18 protein-coding genes are annotated in these 21,986 nt (G+C 63.4%); 7 read left to right on the forward strand and 11 right to left on the reverse strand.

Annotation, left to right across the window (positions count from 1 at the left end):
- The 4 genes from fdhD to AC1DUB_RS22410 are packed head-to-tail and all read right to left on the reverse strand — an operon-like array spanning position 1 to position 5,863.
- Entirely contained in the window at positions 1-822 is an 822-nt protein-coding gene (gene fdhD / locus AC1DUB_RS22395; RefSeq protein ID WP_477731380.1) for a formate dehydrogenase accessory sulfurtransferase FdhD, read from the reverse strand.
- Positions 823-832: 10 nt separating this feature from the next.
- Positions 833-3,712: a formate dehydrogenase subunit alpha gene (fdhF, locus tag AC1DUB_RS22400; protein WP_477731381.1), complete on the reverse strand. Its 2,880-nt coding sequence runs from the start codon at positions 3,710-3,712 to the stop codon at positions 833-835.
- A 20-nt stretch (positions 3,713-3,732) separates the two neighbouring features.
- Positions 3,733-5,340 carry a formate dehydrogenase beta subunit gene (locus tag AC1DUB_RS22405; RefSeq protein ID WP_477731382.1) on the reverse strand — a complete coding sequence of 536 codons (1,608 nt, stop codon included), beginning with the start codon at positions 5,338-5,340 and terminating at the stop codon, positions 3,733-3,735.
- 55 nt (positions 5,341-5,395) lie between these two features.
- On the reverse strand, positions 5,396-5,863 hold the full coding sequence (locus AC1DUB_RS22410) for a formate dehydrogenase subunit gamma (protein ID WP_477731383.1): 468 nt from the start codon (positions 5,861-5,863) through the stop codon (positions 5,396-5,398).
- 127 nt (positions 5,864-5,990) lie between these two features.
- Between AC1DUB_RS22410 and AC1DUB_RS22415 the strand changes: the two genes are divergently transcribed.
- Together AC1DUB_RS22415 and AC1DUB_RS22420 are read left to right on the forward strand one after the other, a co-directional pair.
- Positions 5,991-7,091 carry a substrate-binding domain-containing protein gene (locus tag AC1DUB_RS22415; protein ID WP_477731384.1) on the forward strand — a complete coding sequence of 367 codons (1,101 nt, stop codon included), beginning with the start codon at positions 5,991-5,993 and terminating at the stop codon, positions 7,089-7,091.
- A gap of 29 nt (positions 7,092-7,120) precedes the next feature.
- Positions 7,121-8,236: a substrate-binding domain-containing protein gene (locus AC1DUB_RS22420; RefSeq protein WP_477731385.1), complete on the forward strand. Its 1,116-nt coding sequence runs from the start codon at positions 7,121-7,123 to the stop codon at positions 8,234-8,236.
- Positions 8,237-8,277: 41 nt separating this feature from the next.
- On the opposite strand, the gene senA is transcribed toward AC1DUB_RS22420, so the two are convergent.
- Positions 8,278-9,540 carry a selenoneine synthase SenA gene (senA, locus tag AC1DUB_RS22425; RefSeq protein WP_477731386.1) on the reverse strand — a complete coding sequence of 421 codons (1,263 nt, stop codon included), beginning with the start codon at positions 9,538-9,540 and terminating at the stop codon, positions 8,278-8,280.
- A 40-nt stretch (positions 9,541-9,580) separates the two neighbouring features.
- On the opposite strand from senA, the gene senB reads away from it, so the two are divergent.
- The 5 genes from senB to AC1DUB_RS22450 all read left to right on the forward strand — a co-directional run bounded on the left by senB (position 9,581) and on the right by AC1DUB_RS22450 (position 14,492).
- Positions 9,581-10,600: a selenoneine biosynthesis selenosugar synthase SenB gene (gene senB, locus AC1DUB_RS22430; protein ID WP_477731387.1), complete on the forward strand. Its 1,020-nt coding sequence runs from the start codon at positions 9,581-9,583 to the stop codon at positions 10,598-10,600.
- Positions 10,601-10,610: 10 nt separating this feature from the next.
- Entirely contained in the window at positions 10,611-11,684 is a 1,074-nt protein-coding gene (selD, locus tag AC1DUB_RS22435; RefSeq protein WP_477731388.1) for a selenide, water dikinase SelD, read from the forward strand.
- A gap of 201 nt (positions 11,685-11,885) precedes the next feature.
- Positions 11,886-12,425, forward strand: a complete 540-nt coding sequence (locus tag AC1DUB_RS22440) for a TRAP transporter small permease subunit (RefSeq protein ID WP_477718716.1) — start codon at positions 11,886-11,888, stop codon at positions 12,423-12,425.
- A gap of 46 nt (positions 12,426-12,471) precedes the next feature.
- Positions 12,472-13,998 (forward strand): TRAP transporter large permease, encoded by a 1,527-nt coding sequence (locus AC1DUB_RS22445; RefSeq protein ID WP_477731389.1) that lies wholly within the window; start codon positions 12,472-12,474, stop codon positions 13,996-13,998.
- Positions 13,995-14,492 carry a hypothetical protein gene (locus tag AC1DUB_RS22450; RefSeq protein WP_477718714.1) on the forward strand — a complete coding sequence of 166 codons (498 nt, stop codon included), beginning with the start codon at positions 13,995-13,997 and terminating at the stop codon, positions 14,490-14,492. The genes AC1DUB_RS22445 and AC1DUB_RS22450 overlap by 4 nt, the downstream gene beginning before the upstream one ends.
- A gap of 52 nt (positions 14,493-14,544) precedes the next feature.
- On the opposite strand, the gene AC1DUB_RS22455 is transcribed toward AC1DUB_RS22450, so the two are convergent.
- The 6 genes from AC1DUB_RS22455 to AC1DUB_RS22480 all read right to left on the reverse strand — a co-directional run bounded on the left by AC1DUB_RS22455 (position 14,545) and on the right by AC1DUB_RS22480 (position 21,854).
- A complete protein-coding gene (locus tag AC1DUB_RS22455) occupies positions 14,545-15,624 on the reverse strand; it encodes a TRAP transporter substrate-binding protein (protein ID WP_477731390.1) in 1,080 nt (359 codons plus the stop codon).
- Positions 15,625-15,883: 259 nt separating this feature from the next.
- Positions 15,884-16,963, reverse strand: coding sequence for a TRAP transporter substrate-binding protein (locus tag AC1DUB_RS22460; protein ID WP_477731391.1), 1,080 nt, complete (start codon positions 16,961-16,963; stop codon positions 15,884-15,886).
- A gap of 222 nt (positions 16,964-17,185) precedes the next feature.
- Complete coding sequence (locus tag AC1DUB_RS22465; protein WP_477731392.1) at positions 17,186-18,265, reverse strand: TRAP transporter substrate-binding protein; 1,080 nt, start codon at positions 18,263-18,265, stop codon at positions 17,186-17,188.
- A 351-nt stretch (positions 18,266-18,616) separates the two neighbouring features.
- Positions 18,617-20,536, reverse strand: coding sequence for a 1-deoxy-D-xylulose-5-phosphate synthase (gene dxs, locus AC1DUB_RS22470; RefSeq protein ID WP_477731393.1), 1,920 nt, complete (start codon positions 20,534-20,536; stop codon positions 18,617-18,619).
- Positions 20,537-20,574: 38 nt separating this feature from the next.
- Positions 20,575-21,465, reverse strand: coding sequence for a polyprenyl synthetase family protein (locus tag AC1DUB_RS22475; protein WP_477731404.1), 891 nt, complete (start codon positions 21,463-21,465; stop codon positions 20,575-20,577).
- A 113-nt stretch (positions 21,466-21,578) separates the two neighbouring features.
- Positions 21,579-21,854, reverse strand: a complete 276-nt coding sequence (locus tag AC1DUB_RS22480) for an exodeoxyribonuclease VII small subunit (RefSeq protein ID WP_477721530.1) — start codon at positions 21,852-21,854, stop codon at positions 21,579-21,581.
- Positions 21,855-21,986 lie beyond the last annotated feature (132 nt).

The following is a 21,986-nucleotide window of genomic DNA, read 5'->3' on the forward strand; positions in this document are numbered from 1 at the left end:
TCAAGGTTGCAGACGCTCGGGGTGGGTATAGACCACCAGGTCGTCACCGCGGGCGAAGCCCACCAGCGTCAGCCCGGCCCGCTCGGCCGTGGCGGTGGCGAGCGACGTGGCGGCGGATACCGCAGCGAGCAGGGGTACACCGGCCAGCACGGTCTTTTGCACCATCTCGAAGCTGGCGCGGCTGGTTACGGCGATGAAGCCTTCGTGAACGGCCAGGCCGCTGCCGGCCAGGGCGCCGATCAGCTTGTCGAGCGCGTTGTGGCGTCCCACGTCTTCGCGCAGCAGCACGACCTCGCCCTCGGGCGTGCACCACGCCGCGGCGTGGACCGCACCGGTAGCCTGCTGCAGCACCTGCAGCGCGCGCACTTGCGTCATCGCGCGGGCGACGGCCCGCCGCTGCGCCGCCGGGCCGTCGGGCAGCACCGGCAGCACCCGCGCGACCTGTGCCAGGCTCTCGGTGCCGCACAAACCGCAGCCGGTGCGCCCGGCCATCGAGCGGCGCCGGTCTTTCAGGCGCGCGAAGGCTGCGCTGGCGACTTCCAGTTGCAGCGTGATGCCTTCCTCGCCGGTGTGCTGCTCCACGTCGTACAGCTCATGGCGGTCCTGCAGGATGCCTTCGCTCAGCGAAAAGCCCAGCGCGAAGTCTTCCAGGTCCAGCGGCGTTGCCAGCATGACGGCGTGCGAGATGCCGTTGAACTCCAGCGCCACCGGCACCTCCTCGGCCACCCAGTCCAGAACCTCGAAGCGCTGCCCGCCGCGCGTGCCGCTGACGGGCACCTGCTCGGCGCCACCACGCGCAAGGAAAGCGTCGTCCGGCTTCATGGTGCAGCCCTCATTTCGCCACCACCGCTTCACCTTGCCCGGACCGCGCCTCGAGCAAGCCTTGCTGGATGCGGTTGAAGCGGCTGTATTCCTGCTGCCAGGCAGAGGGCTGCATCACCGGCATCACCTGCACGGCCGTGACCTTGAACTCGGGGCAGTTGGTGGCCCAGTCGGAGTTGTCTGTGGTGATCACATTGGCGCCCGATTCCGGAAAATGGAAGGTGGTGTAGACCACGCCGGGCTGCATGCGTTCGGTCACTACCGCGCGCAGCACGGTTTCGCCGGCGCGGCTCTTGATGCCGACCCAGTCGTCCTGGTTGATGCCGCGTTCCTCGGCGTCGTGCGGGTGGATCTCCAGCCGGTCTTCGCTGTGCCACGCGTTGTTGGCGGTGCGCCGGGTCTGCGCCCCCACGTTGTACTGCGACAGGATGCGCCCTGTCGTCAGCAGCAGCGGGTACATGCGCGTGACCTTCTCGTCGGTGGCCACGTACTGCGTGATGATGAACCTGCCCTTGCCGCGCACGAACTGCTCGACGTGCATGGTCGGCGTGCCCTCGGGCGCCTCGTCGTTGCAAGGCCACTGGATGCTGCCGAGCTGGTCGATCTTCTGGTAGCTCACGCCGTGGAAAGTGGGCGTCAGCGCCGCGATCTCGGCCATGATCTCCTCGGGGTGCCTGTAGTTCATGGGGTAGCCCAGGGCGTTGGCCAGCTTCTGGGTCACCTCCCAGTCGGCCAGGCCGGCCTTGGGCGGCATGACCTTGCGCACCCGCGAGATGCGGCGCTCGGCGTTGGTGAAGGTGCCGTCTTTTTCCAGGAAGGAGGAGCCGGGCAGGAACACGTGCGCGTACTTGGCTGTTTCGTTGAGAAACAGGTCCTGCACCACGATGCATTCCATCGCCATCATGGCGGCGGCCACATGCTGGGTGTTGGGGTCGGACTGCACGATGTCCTCGCCCTCGCAGTACAGCCCCTTGAAGCTGCCGCTGAGCGCGGCGTCGAACATGTTCGGGATGCGCAAACCGGGTTCGGGGTCGATCCCGACGCCCCAGGCCTGCTCGAAGGCGCTGCGCGCCGTGCTGTCGGACACATGGCGGTAGCCGGGCAGCTCGTGCGGGAACGAGCCCATGTCGCAGGCGCCCTGCACATTGTTCTGGCCGCGCAGCGGGTTCACGCCCACGCCTTCGCGGCCCACATTGCCGGTGGCCATGGCCAGGTTAGCGATGCCCATCACCGTGGTGGAACCCTGGCTGTGCTCGGTCACGCCCAGGCCGTAGTAGATGGCGCCGTTCCTGTGACCGTCGAAACCCGTGGCGAACAGGCGGGCGGCCGCGCGCAGTTCCGTCGCCGGCACGCCGGTCACCGCCTGCGTGGCTTCGGGCGAGTTTTCGGGACGCGCCACGAATTCACGCCACTCGTTGAACGATTGGGCATTGCAGCGTTCGGCGACGAAGGCTTCGTCGACCAGCCCTTCAGTCACGATCACGTGCGCCATGGCGGTGACCACCGCCACGTTGGTGCCCGGTTTGAGCTGCAGGTGGTGCTCGGCGCGGATGTGCGGCGACTTCACGATATCGATGCGGCGCGGGTCCACCACGATGAGCCTGGCGCCCTGGCGCAGCCGCTTCTTCATGCGCGAGGCGAATACCGGGTGGCCATCCGTCGGGTTGGCGCCGATGATCATGATCACGTCGGCCTTCTCGACCGACTTGAAGGTCTGCGTGCCGGCCGATTCGCCCAGCGTCTGCTTCAGGCCATAGCCGGTGGGCGAGTGGCAGACCCGCGCGCAGGTGTCCACATTGTTGTTGCCGAAGGCGGCGCGCACCAGCTTTTGCACGAGGTAGGTTTCTTCATTCGTGCAGCGCGAAGACGTGATACCGCCGATCGACTCGCGGCCGTGTTTCGCCTGGATGCGGCGGAACTCGGAAGCGGCGTAGTTGACCGCCTCGTCCCAGCTCACCTCCTGCCACGGGTCGGTGATCTTCTTGCGGATCATGGGTTTGAGCATGCGGTCCTTGTGCGTGGCATAGCCCCAGGCGAAGCGGCCCTTGACGCAGGAATGCCCTTCGTTGGCCTGGCCGTCTTTCCACGGCACCATGCGCACCACTTCGCTGCCCTTCATCTCGGCCTTGAAGCCGCAGCCGACGCCGCAGTAGGCGCAGGTGGTCGTCACGCTGTGCTCGGCCTGGCCGAGCCAGATGAYGGACTTTTCCTGCAGCGTGGCGGTCGGGCAGGCCTGCACGCAGGCGCCGCAGCTCACGCACTCCGACTCCATGAAGGGCTGGTCCTGCCCCGCCGACACGCGCGATTCGAAGCCTCTCCCTTGAATAGTCAGCGCGAAGGTGCCTTGCGTCTCTTCGCAGGCGCGCACGCAGCGGTTGCAGACGATGCACTTGGACGGATCGTAGGTGAAGTAGGGGTTGGACTCGTCTTTCCTGGCCTTGAGGTGGTTGGCCCCGTCGAAACCGTAGCGCACCTCGCGCAGGCCGGTCACGCCCGCCATGTCCTGCAGCTCGCAGTCGCCGTTGGCCGCGCACGTGAGGCAATCCAGCGGGTGGTCGGAGATGTACAGCTCCATCATGCCCTTGCGCAGCTCCTGCAGCTTCGGGCTCTGCGTGCGCACCTTCATGCCGGCTTCTGCGGGCGTGGTGCAGGAGGCGGGGTAGCCCTTGCGGCCGTCGACCTCCACCAGGCACAGCCGGCAGGACCCAAACGGTTCCAGGCTATCGGTGGCGCACAGCTTGGGCACCTGCACGCCCGCATCGATGGCAGCGCGCATCAGTGACGTGCCCTTGGGCACCGTGACCTGCATGCCGTCGATGTCGAGGGTGACTTCCTCGGTGCTTTCGCGCTTCGGCGTGCCGTAGTCGATCTCGTGGGTAGGGTCGAGCATGGGGGTTCCTTTTTCCTTTTCTATGCCGCTTCGCGATCGGTGCAATCGGGGGAAGCAAGACCAAAGTCCTGCGGGTAATGGTTGAGGGCGGAGAGCACCGGGTACGGCGTCATGCCGCCCATGGCGCAGAGCGACCCGTTGAGCATGGTGTCGCACAGGTCCCGCAGCAGGGCAACCTGCTGCAATCGATCGTTCTGCAGGATGACCTGCTGCGGGCGGTTCTGGTTGGCACTGATCTTGTCGATGACTTCGACGCCGCGCGTGGAGCCAATCCGGCAAGGCGTGCACTTGCCGCAGGATTCAAGCGCGCAGAATTCCATGGCGTAGCGCGCCAGCTTCGACAGATCGCCGGTGTCGTCATGCACCACGATGCCGCCATGTCCCACTACCGCGCCCACAGCGGCATAAGCTTCGTAGTCCAGCGGAATGTCCCACTGCGATTCGGGCAGGTAGGCGCCCAACGGGCCGCCGACCTGCACCGCCTTGATCGGCCGGCCCGAGGCGGAACCGCCACCAAAGTCGAACAGCAGCTCGCGCAAGGTCAAACCAAACGCTTTTTCGACCAGGCCGCCGTGCAGGATGTTGCCGGCCAGCTGGAACGGCAGCGTGCCGCGCGAGCGGCCCATGCCGAAGTCCTTGTAGAAATCCGCACCGCGCGCCAGGATGAGAGGCACCGTGGCCAGCGTGATCACGTTGTTCACCACCGTCGGGCGGCCGAACAGGCCCTCGACGGCCGGCACCGGTGGCTTGGCCCGCACGATGCCGCGCTTGCCTTCCAGGCTTTCGAGCAGCGCGGTCTCTTCACCGCACACGTAGGAGCCGGCGGCCTTGCGCACCTCCAGCGAAAAGCTATGCGCCGACCCCAGGATGTCCGCGCCCAGGAAGCCGGCCGCCTCGGCATGGGCGATCGCCGCGTTCAGCACCGCGATGGCGTGCGGATACTCGGAGCGCACGTACACATAACCCTGCGTCGCACCGGTGGCGATGGCAGCGATGGTCATGCCTTCGATCAGCACGAAGGGGTCGCCCTCCATCGTCATGCGGTCGGAGTAGGTGCCGGAGTCGCCCTCGTCGGCATTGCAGACGATGTACTTCTGCGCCGCCGGCGTATTGAGCACCGTTTTCCACTTGATGGCCGCCGGGAAGGCCGCCCCGCCCCGGCCGCGCAGGCCCGCGTCGAACACCTGCTGCACGATGTCGGCCGGTGCCAGCGCCAGCGCGCGGCGCAAGCCCACGAAACCCTCGTGCGCCTCATAGTCGGCCAGCGACAGCGGGTCGGTGATGCCCATGCGCGCGAAGGTCAGCCGCTCCTGCTTCTTCAGGTAGGCAATCTCCTGGGTCAGCCCCAGATGCAGCGGGTGCGCGTCTCCCTGGAGGAAGCCGGCTTCGAACAGGCTGCCCACATCGCCCGGCGCCACCGGCCCATAGGCCACGCGACCCTGTGGGGTAGCGACTTCGACCAGAGGCTCAAGCCAGAACAGGCCGCGCGAGCCGTTGCGCACCAGGCTCACGGCCAGCCCCCGCGCAGCCGCTTCCTTCTCGATCTTTTTCGCCACGCGGTCGGCGCCGGCGGCCAGCGCCGCGGAGTCGCGCGGCACATAGACGGTGATGCGGTCTTGGGGATTCATTCGGAAACCTCCGTGCTGTACGTTGCGGTATTCGCCTTGGGAACGGCCCTGCGGCTCATGCTGCGCTCCTGGCTTGGGCCACAAGGGCATCGAAGGCCTGCGGCGTCACGCGCGCATGCAGTTCGTCGCCCATCAGCAGCGCCGGCGATGAGGCGCACAGACCCAGGCAGTAGGCCGGCTCCAGCGTGAACTCGCCGTCTTTCGAATGGCCATGCAGTTCGCAGCCCAGGTGCTGCCTGGCATGCGCCAGCAATGCCTCGGCCCCCATGGCCTGGCAGGCTTCGGCGCGGCAGATGTGGATGACGTGGCGGGCGGCCGGCGTGGCGCGGAAGTGGTGGTAGTAGGTGATGACGCCGTGCACCTCGGCGCGCGACAGGTTGAATTCGCCGGCAATCGCGGGCACCGCATCGGCCGGCACGTGGCCCAGCGCATCCTGGATGCCGTGCAGCGCGGGCAGCAGGCCGCCCGGGGCGTCCTTGTGGGCGGCGGCGATGGCGCGGGCGGTTTCAATGGTGGTGTTCATCGTTTAAATAGGCTGTTAGAGGCATATGAACCGGGAGGTGTTGCAGCCAGTGTATTTGCCGATAAAATCCGATGCAATATGATCTGAACGGCCTTCTTAATAGGCTTTAAACAACATATATACATTGATGTACAAAGTCACCATCAAGCCGCAATGGACCATCCGGCAAGCCGGCGGCGCCGTGCTGCCCCCACGCGTGGTGGAGTTGCTGGTACGCGTTCACGAGCAAGGCAGCCTGGCCGGCGCGTGTCAGACCTCGGGGGTTTCCTATCGCCACGCCTGGGAGCTGATCCGCCAGGGCGAGGCCCTGTTCGGCGAGCCCCTGGTGCTGATGGAGAGGGGCAAGGGCTCGACGCTCACGACCCTGGGCGAGAAGCTGGTGTGGGCCGACCGGCGCATCGCCGCGCGCCTGTCGCCCATGCTCGATTCGCTGGCCTCCGAGCTGGGCGCGGAGATCGAGAAAGTGCTGTCGTCGGTGCCGGCCTTGCTGCGCATCCATGCCAGCCACGGCTTCGCCATCGAGACGCTGCGCCATTTTCTCGTCGCGGGCGGCGTGCCGAACGACCTCAAGTACTGCGGCAGCGTGGAGGCGCTGGCTTCGCTGCACAACGCGGGCTGCGACGTGGCGGGCTTTCACGTGCCGCTGGGTGAATTCGAGGCGCCCACCGTGGCCCATTACAGCCCTTGGTTGAGCCCGCGTTCGCAGCGGATCATCCATGTCGCCTCGCGTCGCCAGGGCCTGATGGTGGCGCAGGGCAACCCCCAGAAAATCTATGCGCTGAAAGACCTGGCGCGGCCGGGCGTGCGCTTCATCAATCGCCAGGCGGGCTCGGGCACGCGCTTCCTGCTGGACATGCTGCTGCAAAAGGAAGGCATAGCACCCGCACAGATCAAGGGCTACGAGCAATGCGAGTTCACCCACGCTGCGGTCGCGGCCTTCGTGGCCAGCGGCATGGCCGACGCGGGCTACGGCGTGGAAACCCCGGCGCGCCAGTTCAAGCTCGATTTCATCCCGAGCCAGACAGAGCGCTACTTTCTGCTGTGCGACGAGCGCTCGCTGGCCGCGCCCGTCGTCCAGCAGATGCTGGACACCCTGCGCAGCGAAGCGTTCAGGCGCGCCGTCGACCAGTTGCCCGGCTACGAGGCCGACGAGTGCGGCCGCGTCTCGGAACTGGGCGAGGTTTTCCAGACACTGCGTCCCCGGCCGTCCGGCAAAGCCAGACCTTGACCCATCGCCCTGCCCCACAATTGCCCATCATGCACAAGGTCGAACTGTCCTATTCACTCGGCACCAGCCGTGGCCCCGATGCGCTGATCCGCAACCCGCTGATGGACCTGTTGCATGCGGTGAACGAGCACGGCTCAATTTCTTCGGCTGCGAAAGCGCTGGGCCTGTCCTACCGCCATGTCTGGGGCGAGCTCAAGAACTGGGAGCAGACGCTGGGACGCTCGCTGATTGTCTGGGACAAGGGCCAGCCCGCGCGCCTGACCGAGTTTGGTGAAAAACTGCTGTGGGCAGAGCGTCAGGCGCAAGCCCGGCTGGCGCCGCAGATCGAAGCCCTGACCAGCGACATTGAACGCGCCTTCTCAACCGCCTTTGACGACAATGCCCACGTCCTGACGCTGTATGCCAGCCACGATGCGGCGCTGTCGGCGCTGCGCGAGCAGGCGGGCTCCCGCGGCCTGCACCTGGACATCCGCTTCATGGGCAGCGTGGACGCGATTGCCGCACTGAACGCCGGGCGCTGCATGATGGCCGGCTTTCACACGCTGGATCAACCCACCAGCAAGTCGGTGGCGGCGCACACCTACCGCAGCCTGCTCAAGCCCGGCCTGCACAAACTGATCGGATTTGCCCACCGCACCCAGGGCCTGATCGTGGCCAGAAACAACCCGCTGGGCCTCACGGGCCTGATGGATTTGAAACGGGCCGGCCTGCGCTATGTCAACCGCGCCGAGGGCACGGGCACGCGCGTGCTGCTGAATGAACTGCTCGCGCAGGCCGGCATGCGCCCCTCCGATATACAGGGCTACGCGAGCCAGGAACCCTCGCACGCCGCCGTGGCGCAGGCCGTTGCCAGCGGTGCCGCAGATGCGGGGCTGGGCATTGAAGCGGCTGCCCGCGAACAAGGCCTGGGCTTTGTACCCCTGACCCAGGAGCGCTACCACCTGGTGTGCCTGAAGTCGGCCCTGCCCGAGCCGCAGGTGCAGGCCCTGGTGAAAGAGCTGCAAAGCCCCGAGTGGCAGGCCACCCTGGACAGGCTGCCGGGCTACCACGGCGATCTGGCCCAGAGCGGCAAGGTGCTGTCCCTGCGTGCCACCCTGCCGTGGTGGAACTACCGCAAGGAAAAAATCAATAAAAAAGAGCCCTGACCCAATCAATTATTGGGCATAAGGGCATAAAGCTATTATTTTTATAGCGAGCAGGACCTGAATCCGCAAAAGATGTCATCGCGGTCAGGCAGGTAGAAGTTCCGGTATTTCGGGCTTTTCATGCGCGCCCGGGTGGCCATGGAGGCACCACGCAGCACCTTGTGGCTGCCAAACCAGGGCTCGGAATATTCACGATAAGGGTCGGGTGCAAAACCCGGATAGGGGCGGAAGGTCGTGCCCATCCACTCCCACACATCGCCCCAGCGAAAGCCACGGCGCGCCGCCGTGTGGGCGGCAACTTCCCACTCGACTTCGGCGGGCAGGCGGCGCCCGGCCCAGCGGCACCAGGCGTCGGCCTCCCACCACGTCATGTGCATGGCCGGCTGGTTGCCCAGCATGCGCATGGGCCGGCCAAAGCGGGTCTGCATGACGGCGCCGCTGGCCACGCCGATCTGATCCACGTAACGCGGGCCCCGGCGGCCTTCGCCGGCCGCCTGGCCTTGCAGCCACTGCCAGCCTTCGGCCTGCCACAGCTCCTGGCGGTCATAGCCGCCGTCATCCACAAACTCCACAAACTGGGCCCAGGTGACGGGCTGCGCGTCAATTTCAAACTCGGGCACGCTGATCGGGTGGACCGCCTTCTCGTTGTCAAAGGCAAAGCCACTGCCCAGCGCCCCGCCGGCGCTGCCCATCTGCCAGACGGTCGCCGGAATCAGCAGGGGTTCGCGCACCGCCATCGGCGCCGGGGTCAAGGCCTCCTGCAAAGGCCTGTCCAGCGGCAGCCCCAGGGTCTGGGCCGTATAGACAAAAGCTTCGCCATGCATGTCCTCATGGAAGAGGCAGAGGCGGTAAAAATACAKGGCCTCGTCATCCTCTGCCGCCTTGCCCAGCAAATCCAGCGTGCTTTCCAGCGTGTCCAGCAAATACGCACGGCAGCGGCTCATGTCGGGCACATCCAGCGTCCAGCGTGTGTCGTGCGGCACATGGGTGGAATCCCACCAGCGGTCGGCGTTCGGCTCGATGGACGCCAGCCGGGGATGGGCGGGCTCACAGCGCGTGCCCAGCGCGCGCTGCATGTTGCGGCCGATCCACCACTCCTGAAACCAGCCCACATGGCCCAGTTCCCACAAGGGGGGATTGATCGTGGCCAGTTGCGGGACGGCGAAATTCACCCCCTCCAGCGCCTTCTGGTACTGGGCAAAGAGGTGCAGCGTATGATTGCGCGCATCCATCAACGCCAGCGACAGCAGCTCCCGCCCCGCACTGCGTATCAGGGAAGAATCGATCAGGTCTGAGGTGGCCATGGCGGGTGAATTTTCCGGCGAACCGGATGACGGGTGGGGTATGGAATCTGAAACCAAAACAGTAGTCCTCGTAAGCCCGGCGACGGCCGACGCCAACAACGGCAACTGGCATACCGCGCACCGCTGGGCCCAATTTCTATCGAGTCATTGTGACATCGCATTGACTTCGACGTGGACGCCTTCCCCGGAAGCGCTGGCGGCCCGAAGCCCCGCCCCCCAGGCCATGATCGCCCTGCATGCCCGCCGCTCGGCGCCCTCCATCCAGGCCTGGGCAAAAGCACACCCGGACAAACCACTGATTGTGGTGCTGACCGGCACCGATCTCTACCGCGACATCCATACCGACGCCGATGCGCAGCAATCACTGGCGCTCGCGTCCCGCCTGGTGGTGTTGCAGGAAGCCGGCCTGGCCGCGCTGCCCGTCGCATGGCGCGGCAAGGCACAGGTGGTGTACCAGTCAGCCCCGGCGCTGCGGCCCGCCGTCAAATCCAGCCGCAGCTTCCGTGCGCTGATGGTCGGCCATTTGCGCGAGGAAAAGGATCCGCTGACCTACATGCAGGCCGCTTGCAGGGACTTGCCGCCCGGCATTCATTTTGACCAGATCGGCCTGGCGCTGGCGCCCCAGTTTGAAGAGGCAGCCCGCGCGACCGCGCGGCGCACGCCACGCTACCGCTGGCTGGGTGGCCTGCCGCGCGCGGAAACGCGTCAGCGCATCAAGCGGGCGCATGTGCTGGTGAACTGCTCCCGGATGGAGGGGGGAGCCCACGTCATCCTGGAAGCTGTCCAGTCGGGCACGCCGGTGCTGGCTTCGCGCATCAGCGGCAATGTGGGCATGCTGGGGGCGGATTACGCGGGCTACTTTGCACTGGGCGACGACGCACAGCTTGCCGCGCTGGTGCGGCGCTGCGCGCTTGAGCCGGATTTCCTGGCGCGGCTGCAAAAGCAATGCGGGCAGCGCGCGTATCTGTTTGACCCTCGGGAGGAAAAACGCCTTGTCATAAACTTGGTGACTTCTACCCTGGGGCAACCCCCTCACACCGCGCCCCGCCAGCCTGCCTGAAAGATTCATCATGAATGCGCCTGACCCGATTTCGACAACGACCCCGCCCGCCACGCCCAGATTGACCAGCCTGTCGCACGGCGGCGGCTGTGGCTGCAAGATTGCCCCGGGCGTGCTCAGCGAGATCCTCAAAAATTCCAGCAACCTGCCGATCCCACCGCAGTTGCTGGTCGGCATTGAAACCGCTGACGACGCCGCCGTTTACCAGCTCAATGACGAACAGGCGCTGATTGCGACCACCGATTTCTTCATGCCCATCGTGGACGACCCCTACGACTTCGGCCGCATCGCCGCCACCAACGCGATCAGCGACGTGTATGCGATGGGTGGCACGCCCATCATGGCGCTGGGCCTGGTGGGCATGCCCATCAACGTGCTGCCGCTGGAAACCATTGGTGCCATCCTGCGCGGCGGGCAGGATGTCTGCCGCGATGCCGGCATTCCGATTGCGGGCGGCCACACCATTGACTCGGTGGAACCGATCTACGGTCTCGTCGTGATGGGCCTGGTTCACCCCTCGCGGGTCAAGAAAAACTCGGGTGCCCGCGCCGGCGACGTGCTGGTGCTGGGCAAACCCCTGGGCATCGGCATCCTGTCGGCTGCGCTCAAGAAGGAAGTCCTTCCCGCCGAAGGATATGCCCGCATGATCGCCCTGACCACCCAGCTCAACAAGCCCGGTATCGCACTGGCCCAACTCGAAGGCGTGCATGCGCTGACCGACATCACAGGCTTCGGCCTGGCCGGCCACGGGCTGGAACTGGCACGCGGCGCCGGCCTGCAGGCCAGGCTCGAGTGGTCCCGCATCCCGCTCATCGCCGGTGCGCGCGAGCTGGCGGCGCAAGGCTGCATCACCGGCGCGTCGGGGCGCAACTGGGCCAGTTATGGCCAGGAGATCACCTTGCCATCCTCCTTTGCCGAGGTGGACCGGGCGCTGCTCAGCGATCCGCAAACCTCCGGCGGCTTGCTGGTGTCCTGCAGCCCGGATGCCGCAGCCGAGGTCATGGCGATTTTTCAGGCCCAGGGTTTTGGCGAGGCCGCCGTGATTGGCGAGATCACCACGGGGCATGGCCTTAGCGTCTACTGACACTAAAAACTAACGCCCGGTCTGCTGCGCCGGAATAAGGCCCGAACACAGGGCCGGGCAGCGCAAGAAAACTAGGGTAAACCCGAAACTTTTTTGTCAGTCTTTATTCAGTGGCGCACGAGGCAGACAGCGTACCATTCAGGCCTTGGTGACCGCTCGCGGGCACTTCTTCATTCAAAAAAAACTTTTCGGAGACAGTCCGTGTCCGCATTACTCAAACTCGCCCTCGCCTATGACTGGATTTCCACCCGGTTTGGCAAAATCGCCGCCTGGACGGTGCTACTGGCCGCGCTGATTTCAGCGGGCAACGCCTTCGTGCGTTATGGCCTGGACATCAGCTCCAATGCCTGGCTCGAAATCCAGTGGTATCTGTTCGCGGCCATGGTCATGCTGGGTGCGCCGGTGGTGCTCAAGCTCAATGAGCATGTGCGCGTGGACATCATTTACGGCAAGCTCAAGGGTTACGGGCCGGTCTATGTCGACCTGTTTGGCCTGATCTTCTTTCTGCTTCCCGTCATGGGCCTGTTGTCCTACCTGAGCTGGCCGCTGTTTGTGAGCATGTACCAGTCGGGCGAGATGTCGCCCAATGCCGGTGGCCTGATCCGCTGGCCCGCCATGCTGCTGCTACCGCTCGGTTTCGGTCTGATGTTTGTCCAGGGCCTGTCCGAAATCATCAAGCGCATCTGCTACCTGCAGGGCAAGTTCGAGATGGACACCCATTACGAAAAGCCGGTTCAGTAAACCGCTCCATCGTTCATCCAGAAAAAAATACTCTCAGGACTACCAAATGCAGATGGAAAATTTTGCCCCGATCATGTTCGCGGGCCTCGTGCTGATCATGCTGATCGGCTTCCCGGTCGCCTTCTCACTAGCCGCACTTGGGCTGGGCTCAGGCTTCCTGGCCATTCAGATGGGCTGGTTCCCGGCCAGCTTCATGTCCAACCTGCCGCTCAACATGTTCGGCATCCTGTCGAACGAGTTGCTGCTGGCCATTCCCTTCTTCACCTTCATGGGCGCCATCCTGGAGAAGTGCGGGCTGGCGGAAGACATGCTTGACTCCATGGGCCAGCTGTTTGGCCCGGCCAAGGGCGGGCTGGGCTACTCGGTCATTATTGTCGGCTTCATCCTGGGCGCCATCACCGGCACGGTCGCCGGCCAGGTGATTGCCATGGCGTTGATCTCGCTGCCCGTGATGATCCGCTACGGCTACAACATGCGTTATGCCACCGGTGTGCTGGCCGCCTCCGGCACCATCACCCAGCTGGTACCGCCGTCGCTGGTACTGATTGTCATGGCCGACCAGCTGGGCCGCTCCGTCGGCGACATGTACAAGGGCGCTTGGGGCCCCTCCATCCTGCAGGTGTTGATTTTTGCCGGCTACACCTTCATGCTGGGCGTCTTCAAACCCCATCATGTGCCAGGCGTGCCCAAAGATGCCCGTACCCTGAACGGCTGGGCCCTGTGGGCCAAATGCCTGCGCGGCATCATCCCCTCTGCAATTCTCATTTTCGCCGTACTGGGTTCCATGGGCGGTCTGCCAGGAATCAACACCGCCATCGCGACGCCTACGGAAGCCGGCGCCATGGGCGTGGTCGGCGCGTTGATTCTGGCGGCCATGCATAAGCGGCTGACCCGCCCGCTGATCTGGGAAGCCATGCTCGGTACCATGCGGCTGACCGCCATGGTGGTGTTTATCCTGATCGGCGCTCGCGTCTTTTCCATGGTGTTTCAGGGTGTCGATGGCGCCAAGTGGGTGGAACACATGCTCAGCGGCCTGCCCGGTGGACAGACGGGCTTCCTGATCGCTGTCAACCTCTTTATTTTCTTCCTGGCCTTCTTCCTCGACTTCTTTGAGATCGCCTTCATCATCCTGCCCATGCTGGGGCCGGTTGCCGACAAGCTGGGTATTGACCTGATCTGGTTTGGCGTGTTGCTGTGCGTGAACATGCAGACCAGCTTCATGCACCCACCGTTCGGCTTTGCACTGTTTTACCTGCGCGGTATTGCCGACACGCTGTTCAAGGAAGGCCGCATTCCCAAAGCCATCAAGTCCAACGACATCTACCTCGGCGCCATTCCCTGGGTGGCGATGCAGCTGGTGCTCGTGACGATTGTGATTTTCGTGCCGCAAACCGTCACCGTGTTTCTCGACAAAGAGGAAAAGATCGACATCGACAAGGTGAAGATCGAGATGCCCGCTGAAGCCATCGATGACAAGCCTGCCGAGCTCAATCCGGGCGAAACGCAGGGTCAGCGCGACACCCAGAACGCCGCCGACGAGCAGAAGAAGCTCGACGAGCTGTTCAAGAAATGAACAACACCCCTCTTGAAGCGCTGGGGCCACCGCCCTTTCGCTTCACGCCCTCCGGAGCCCCTGCGGTCGAAGGTCCCGCCTTTTCGCGCCTGTTCAAGCTGCTGGCCAGTGCCGTGGTATTCGGAGCGGCGGGCTGGTTTGCACAACTGTGGTGGGGCGGCAAGGTGACGGGCGGCGCAGCTTCCATGCTGGTCTGGGTGCTGGCCGCGATGGCAATGATGTTCTACACATGGTGGTGCATCCTGCGCAGCGTCACCCGGCTTGACGGGCAGATGCTGCAGCAGACGTGGATCTGGAACAAAAAGATGGAGCTGCGCGAGCTGGCCTTCGGCAAACTGATCCGCGTGCCCGGTCTCGACTGGCTGATCGCGCCGCGGCTGTATGTGCGTACCCTGATGGGCAAGTTCGACGTGTTCTACGCCGCCGACCCACAGATGATCGCCCAGTTCGAACGCCTGATTGCAGAACTCAAGGCATTCCGCAACCGCCCATGAAAAAGCCGCCCGAAGGCGGCCTTGACTTGCGGGAGGGCTGGCGGGGAAAGCCTCAGAGCTTTTGCGCCTGCATGAAGCGGTCGAAGGTGCCTTCGGTGAAGCGGAACCACAGGTTCTGGTCAGCGCGGAACTTGGACAGGTCGGCGTAAATCTTCTTGAAGCTCTCGTTCTTGGCCGAGGTTTCTTCGTAGATCGCCATGGAATGCTTGAACGCCTCGTTCATCATGTCCGTCGGGAACGGCCGCAGCTTGGCACCACTGGCCACCAGCTGCTTCAGCGCCTGCGGATTGCGGGCGTCGTACTTGGCCTGGATGTCAACGTGGGCCTGCGAGCATGCAGCCTCGACAATGCCCTTGTTTTCAGCCGACAGGCTGTCCCAGGCCTTCTGGTTGATAAAGAAATCCAGTTGCGCAGAGCCTTCCCAGAAGCCGGGATAGTAGTAGAACGGCGCGACCTTCACAAAGCCAAGCTTCTGGTCATCGTAAGGGCCAACCCACTCGGCCGCGTCGATGGTGCCCTTTTCAAGCGAAGTGTAGATTTCACCGCCCGGAATGTTCTGCGGCACCACACCCATGCGCTCCATGACCTTGCCGGCGAAGCCGCCGATGCGGAACTTCAGGCCCTTCAGGTCCTTGACGCTTTTGATCTCCTTGCGGAACCAGCCACCCATCTGGGCGCCCGTGTTGCCGCCGGGGAAGTTGATGATGTTGTATTTGGCGTAGAACTCGCGCATCAGCTTCAGGCCGTTGCCTTCGTACATCCAGGCAGTGAGCTGGCGGCTGTTCAGGCCGAACGGAATCGCGCAGCCCAGCGTGAAGGTTTCGTCCTTGCCGAAAAAGTAATAAGGCGCGGTTTGGGCCATTTCCACCGAACCCTGCTGCACGCCATCCACCACACCGAAAGCAGGCATCAGCTCGCCAGCGGCGTGGGTGGAGATTTCAAACTTGCCGCCGGACATGGTGCGCACGGCTTTGGCAAAAGTCTCGGCACCGCCAAACAGCGTGTCCAGCGACTTGGGGAAGCTCGACGCCAGGCGCCAACGAATGGCCGCCTGCGCATGTACCGCGGGTGCGACACCGGCAGCCAGCACACCGGCGATACCGGCGTTTTTGATGAGTGAGCGACGATCCATGTTGTACTCCTGGGGAATGTGTCAACTAACAACAAAAACAAAAACAAAACAATTTTTTCTGCCTCATTTCCGCCTCATCCGATAGCAATCACGCGGATTCATGACCCGTTTTTTCTGACTTCACGGGCGGCGAGAAACCTATTTGAACATATCTTTTCCCCGCGAATTAGTCACCGCCCGCAGACAAATCTCCCATAAAAAAACCGCATCGAAATGCGGTTTTTTAAAACAGGCCGGAGTCTCAGGCCGGAGTCTTCAATTACAGTTTTTGTTCCTGCATGAAGCGGTCAAACGTACCCTCGGTGAAACGGAACCACAGGTGCTGCTCGGCACGGAACTTCGAAAAGTCAGCGTAGACCTTGCGCCAGTTCTCGTTCTTGGCCGACAACTCGTTGTACAGCTCCATGGACTCCTTGAAAGCGGCGTTCATCACGTCCTTGGGGAAGGGGCGCAACTTGGTACCGGCACCCACCAACTGCTTGAGCGCAGCAGGGTTGCGGGCATCGTACTTGGCCTGCATGTCAGAGTGGGCCTGGGCTGCCGCTGCTTCCACAATCGCCTTGTTTTCCGGGGACAGTGCTTCAAATGCCTTGTTGTTGATGAAGAAGTCCAACTGGGGACCACCTTCCCACCAGCCTGGGTAGTAATAGTTGGGCGCCACCTTGTTGAAGCCCAGCTTCTGGTCATCGTACGGACCCACCCATTCGGCGGCGTCGATCGTGCCTTTTTCCAGCGCGGCGTAAATCTCACCGCCCGGAATGTTCTGCGGCACGCCGCCAATACGCTCGAGCACTTTTCCGCCGAAGCCACCGATGCGCATTTTCATGCCCTTGATGTCCTTGAGCGACTTGATTTCCTTGCGGTACCAGCCGCCCATTTGGGCGCCCGTATTGCCGCCGGGGAAATTGATGATGTTGAACTTGGCGTAGAACTCGCGCATCAGCTTCATGCCGTTGCCCTCGTACATCCAGGCCGTCATCTGGCGGCTGTTCAGGCCGAAAGGAATGGCGCAGCCCAGCGCAAAGGTTTCGTCCTTGCCAAAGAAATAGTAAGGCGCTGTGTGGGCGCATTCAATGGAGCCCTGCTGTACGCCATCGACCACGCCAAAAGCCGGCATCAATTCGCCAGCGGCATGCACCGAGATTTCAAACTTGCCGCCCGACATGGCTTTGACGGATTTGGCGAAGATATCAGCCGCACCAAAAATGGTGTCCAGCGACTTGGGGAAGCTCGAAGCCAGCCGCCAGCGAATGGCAGCCTGCGCATGCACTGCGGGTGCGACACCGGCTGCCAGCACACCGGCCAAGCCGGCATTTTTGATAAGGGAACGACGATCCATGAAGTCTCTCCTAGAACGTTATGTAATGTTTTGCTAGACCTTGATTCGCCAGAACCGTGCTCAGGAGGTCAAGACATTGCAAGACAACCTGTAACGATCAGGCGAAGCCTCGACATTTTGTCAGTTTAAAAATCACCGGACCCCGGTTTTTACCCGTAGACGCTCATAAAAAAAACCGCAGCTTGCTGCGGTTTTTCGGCGACTCAAAAGCGCAACACTGTGCTACATCTTCTGGCCCTGCATGAAACGGTCAAACGTTGCTTCGGTGAAGCGGAACCACAGGTTCTGGTCGCCGCGGAACTTGGCGTAGTCCGCATACACCTTGCGCCAATTCTCATTCTTGGCGGACAGCTCCTCATAGAGCTTCATGGATTCCTTGAAGGCCGCGTTCATGACATCGCCCGGGAAGGGGCGGAGCTTGGCGCCGGCACCTACGAGCTGCTTCAGGGCCGTCGGGTTTTTGGTGTCGTATTTGGCCTGCATATCCACATGCGCTGCGGCACTGGCAACTTCCACAATGGCCTTGAACTCGGGCGTCAGCGCGTCATACGCTTTCTGGTTGATGTACAGGTCGAGCTGCAAGCCGCCCTCCCACCAGCCAGGGTAGTAGTAGTTCGGCGCCACCTTGTTGAAGCCCAGCTTCTGGTCATCGTAGGGGCCGATCCATTCGGCAGCATCGATGGTGCCTTTTTCCAGCGCCTGGTAAATCTCGCCGCCGGGAATGTTCTGCGGCACGCCGCCCAGGCGCTCAATGACTTTACCGGCGAAACCTCCCACGCGGAACTTCAGACCTTTCATGTCGGCCAGCGACTTGATTTCCTTGCGGTACCAGCCACCCATCTGGGCGCCGGTGTTGCCACAAGGGAAACTGATCATGTTGTACCTGGCATAAAACTCGCGCATCAGCTTCAGCCCGTTGCCCTCGAAACTCCAGGCACTCATCTGGCGGCTGTTCAGGCCAAAGGGAATCGCACCGCCAATGGCAAAGGTTTCATCCTTGCCGAAAAAGTAATATGGCGCCGTATGCGCAGCCTCAATCGAGCCCTGCTGCACGCCATCGACCACACCAAAAGCAGGCATCAGCTCGCCGGCCGCGTGGACGGAAATCTCAAACTTGCCGCCGGACACGGCTTTGACATGCCTGGCAAAAGTTTCTGCGCCACCGTAAATGGTGTCCAGCGACTTGGGAAAGCTCGAGGCGAGGCGCCAGCGAACGGCGGCCTGTGCATGAACGGCAGGCGCGACGCCAGCGGCCAGAACGCCCGCAATGCCGGCATGCTTGATGAGGGAACGACGATCCATCAGGATTTACTCCGAGTTGTGAATTGAAATCTGCACTGGCCAGATCGGCCAGTGGCGCAGTTTGCTAAGACCTCGGGAATTGTAAAAATGGGGCGTACTGCACCCCCTCGGGTTTACCCTCGAAGACCTGACGGGAAGCTGTCGGCGTGGCCCCCACGTTCGCTCGCTGCGCGTAGCTCTCTGCCCCTCCGAGGGGGCCGCTGCGCCTGCGGCCCGGCGAAGCCGGTTCCGTGGCCCCGGCTGGAATGTAGAAACCTCGCGTTCGCCTTCTCCGCCGTTCACCCTGAGGTATCGAAGGGCATCCTGCGGAAAACTGGACGCTAGATTCAACCAGTGAAGAGATGCGAGAACTCAGGCGACCGACTTGAGTGCCGGCTTGGCAGGCTTGCCGGACTTTTCTGGCTGCAGCACAGATCCAAAACGCGCCATGACGGCGGCTTCAATACCGGTCGCGTCCAGGCCTTGCAGCGCCAGCAGCTTGGCGGGGTCGCCATGCTCGATGAATTCGTCCTTCAGGCCCAGGTGCAACAGCGGTTTGACGAGGCCGGCGGCCTGCAACGCTTCGCCCACGGCACTGCCGGCCCCGCCCATGATGGCGCCCTCTTCCAGCGTGACCAGTGCCTCGTGGCCAGCCGCCACCTTGAGCAGCAATTCGGTATCCAGCGGCTTGGCCCAGCGCATGTTGACGACGGTGGCTCCCAGCTTCTCGGCCGCCTGCAAGGCAGGATAGAGCAGCGTGCCAAACGCCAGGATCGCAATGCCTGAACCTTCGCGGCGAATCTCGCCTTTGCCAAAGGGCAGCGGCTGCAGGCCCGGCTCGGGTTCGACGCCGGCGCCCGCACCGCGCGGATAGCGCACGGCCACGGGATGGTTTTGCTCAAACGCCGAACTCAGCAGTTTTCGGCACTCGTTCTCATCGGCCGGGCACGCCACGCTCATGTTAGGAACGCAGCGCAAAAACGGAATGTCGTAGGCGCCCGCATGCGTGGCACCGTCGGCGCCGACCAGGCCGGCGCGGTCGAGTGCAAACACCACCGGCAGGTTTTGCAGCGCCACATCGTGAATCAGCTGGTCATAGCCACGCTGCAAAAAGGTCGAGTAAATCGCGACCACGGGCTTGAGCCCCTCGCAGGCCATGCCGGCTGCAAAGGTCACCGCATGCTGCTCGGCAATGCCCACGTCGTGGTAGCGGCCCGGGAAGCGCTTGTGAAACTCGACCATGCCCGAGCCTTCCCGCATGGCGGGCGTGATGCCGACCAGGCGCTTGTCCTGTTCCGCCATGTCGCACAGCCACTGGCCGAACACCTGTGTGAAGGTTCGCTTGGCGGGCGCACTGGATTTTTGCAGGCCCATGGCCGGGTCAAACTTGCCGGGGCCGTGGTAGGCGATGGGGTCGGCTTCGGCCAGCTTGTAGCCCTGCCCTTTTTTGGTGACCACGTGCAGGAACTGCGGGCCGCCCTGGGTGTCCATCAGGTGCTTGATGTTTTCCAGCGTGGGGACCAGCGACTCCAGATCGTGGCCGTCGATGGGGCCGATGTAGTTGAAGCCGAAATTTTCAAACAGCGTGGCCGGCACCACCATGCCCTTGGCATGCGCTTCCAGGCGCTTGGCCAGTTCCAGCAGCGGCGGCGCCACGCGCAGCACCTGCTTGCCCACATGCTTGGCGGATGCGTAAAAGCGCCCGCTCATCAGCTGCGCGAGATAGCGGTTCAGCGCGCCCACGGGAGGGCTGATGCTCATGTCGTTGTCATTGAGCACCACCAGCAATTTGCAGTGGTCGTGCACGCCCGCGTTGTTCAGGGCTTCAAAGGCCATGCCTGCGCTCATGGCGCCGTCACCGATGATGGCGACCGCATGGCGGTCTTCCCCCTGCTGGTGGGCCGCCAGCGCCATGCCCAGCGCGGCAGAAATCGAGGTCGAGGAATGCGCGGTGCCGAAGGTGTCGTACGGGCTCTCGTCCCGGCGCGGAAAACCCGACAAACCGCCAAACTGGCGCAGGCTGCCCATGCGATCTCGCCGCCCCGTGAGGATTTTGTGCGGATAGGTCTGGTGGCCCACATCCCAGACCAGCCGGTCCTCGGGCGTGTTGAAAACATAGTGCAGCGCCACCGTCAGTTCTACCGTGCCAAGGTTGGAGCTCAGATGCCCACCGGTCTTGGACACGCTGTCGAGCACGAAGGCACGCAGCTCGTCAGCCAGGGCCTTGAGCTGGGCGCGGGGCAGCCTGCGCAGGTCTGCGGGGCTGTTGATGGTTTCGAGCAATGGGTACATCGTGGTGTGTCTGTTATGGCGAGGCCGGTCCCCGGCTCCTAGTGGTGGCGATTGACCAGCATGTCGGCCAACGCATGCAAGGCATGGGTGTTGCCGAGCCCGCTGGCGTCAAGACTGGCCAGGGCCTTGCCCAGCAGTTGCTGCGCGTAGTCTTTGGACGCCTGCAGTCCCATCAGCGAGACAAAAGTGGGCTTGTCCTGGGCCGCGTCCTTGCCGGCTGTTTTACCCAGCGTGGCCGAGTCGGCGGTGACATCGAGAATGTCGTCCACCACCTGGAATGCGAGGCCGACCGTCGCGCCGTACTCGCGCAGGGCGTGCTGCGCGGCCAGCGGCGCGGCGCCGCAGGCCGCGCCCATCATCACGCTGGCCTGCAGCAGTGCGCCGGTTTTGAGGCGGTGCATCTCATGCAGTTGCCCGGACGTCAAGGGCAGGCCCACACTGGCCAGGTCTATCGCCTGACCGCCGGCCATGCCCTGAAAGCCCGCGGCCTGCGCCAGCATGCGGCACAGGCGTGCCTGCGTGGCGGCATCCACCGAGCCATCGTCGGGTGTGAGGAATTCAAAGGCCAGGGCTTGCAGGGCGTCACCCGCGAGCAGCGCCTGCGCCTCGCCGAACTTGACGTGCACCGTCGGTTTGCCACGGCGCAGCACGTCGTTGTCCATGCACGGCATGTCGTCATGCACCAGCGAGTACGCATGAATCAGCTCGACCGCACAGGCTGAGCGCAGCGCGGCTTCGACGTTGCCATTCACGGCTTCGCAGGCAGCCATCACCAGCAGCGGACGCAGGCGCTTGCCACCGTCGAGCACGGCATAACGCATGGCATCGCCCAGGCCTGCGGGTGCCGGCGCATCGGTCGGGCAAGCCACCCAGCGGGACAAGGCCTGCTCGATAGTTTCAAGCTGCTGTGCGCTCCAGGCGCTCAACATAAACAAGGGCAGTTTTTCAGGGGCGTTCAAGCTATGGTCTCTATATGGTCTCTGATGACTTGTATTCAGGGATGACCCTGAGAATTGCTCTTACTCTTACTCTTGCTCTCACCCTACTCTTGCACCCAGGGCTTGAGCTCCGTGCCCTCCAGGACCTTGATCTGGGTTTCCACGGCCTCGAGCTTGTCGCGGCAAAACTTAAGCAACTGCGCCCCACGCTGGTAGCCCGTGAGCAACTGGTCCAGCGGCAACTGGCCCGACTCGAGGCCAGCCACCAGACCCTCAAGCTCCTGCAGGGCCGCTTCATAGCTGGCAGGCAATGGAGGCGCCGAGGATCCGCTGGTTGCTGAAGCGGCGGCAGGGACAGGAGAAGGGGAGCTTTTGGCCATGGTAATTGGGTGAGGGTCTGATTTTAGGCCGTTGCAGGTCCGTTTTAGGTTCCCCGGCGGGTTCTCGGAGGCACAACACCATTATCCGATGACGGGTTGGGAATATCCCCCTAAACCACCCACCGGGGTACA

The sequence above is a fragment of the Polaromonas sp. P4_F9 genome (genome assembly GCF_056401235.1).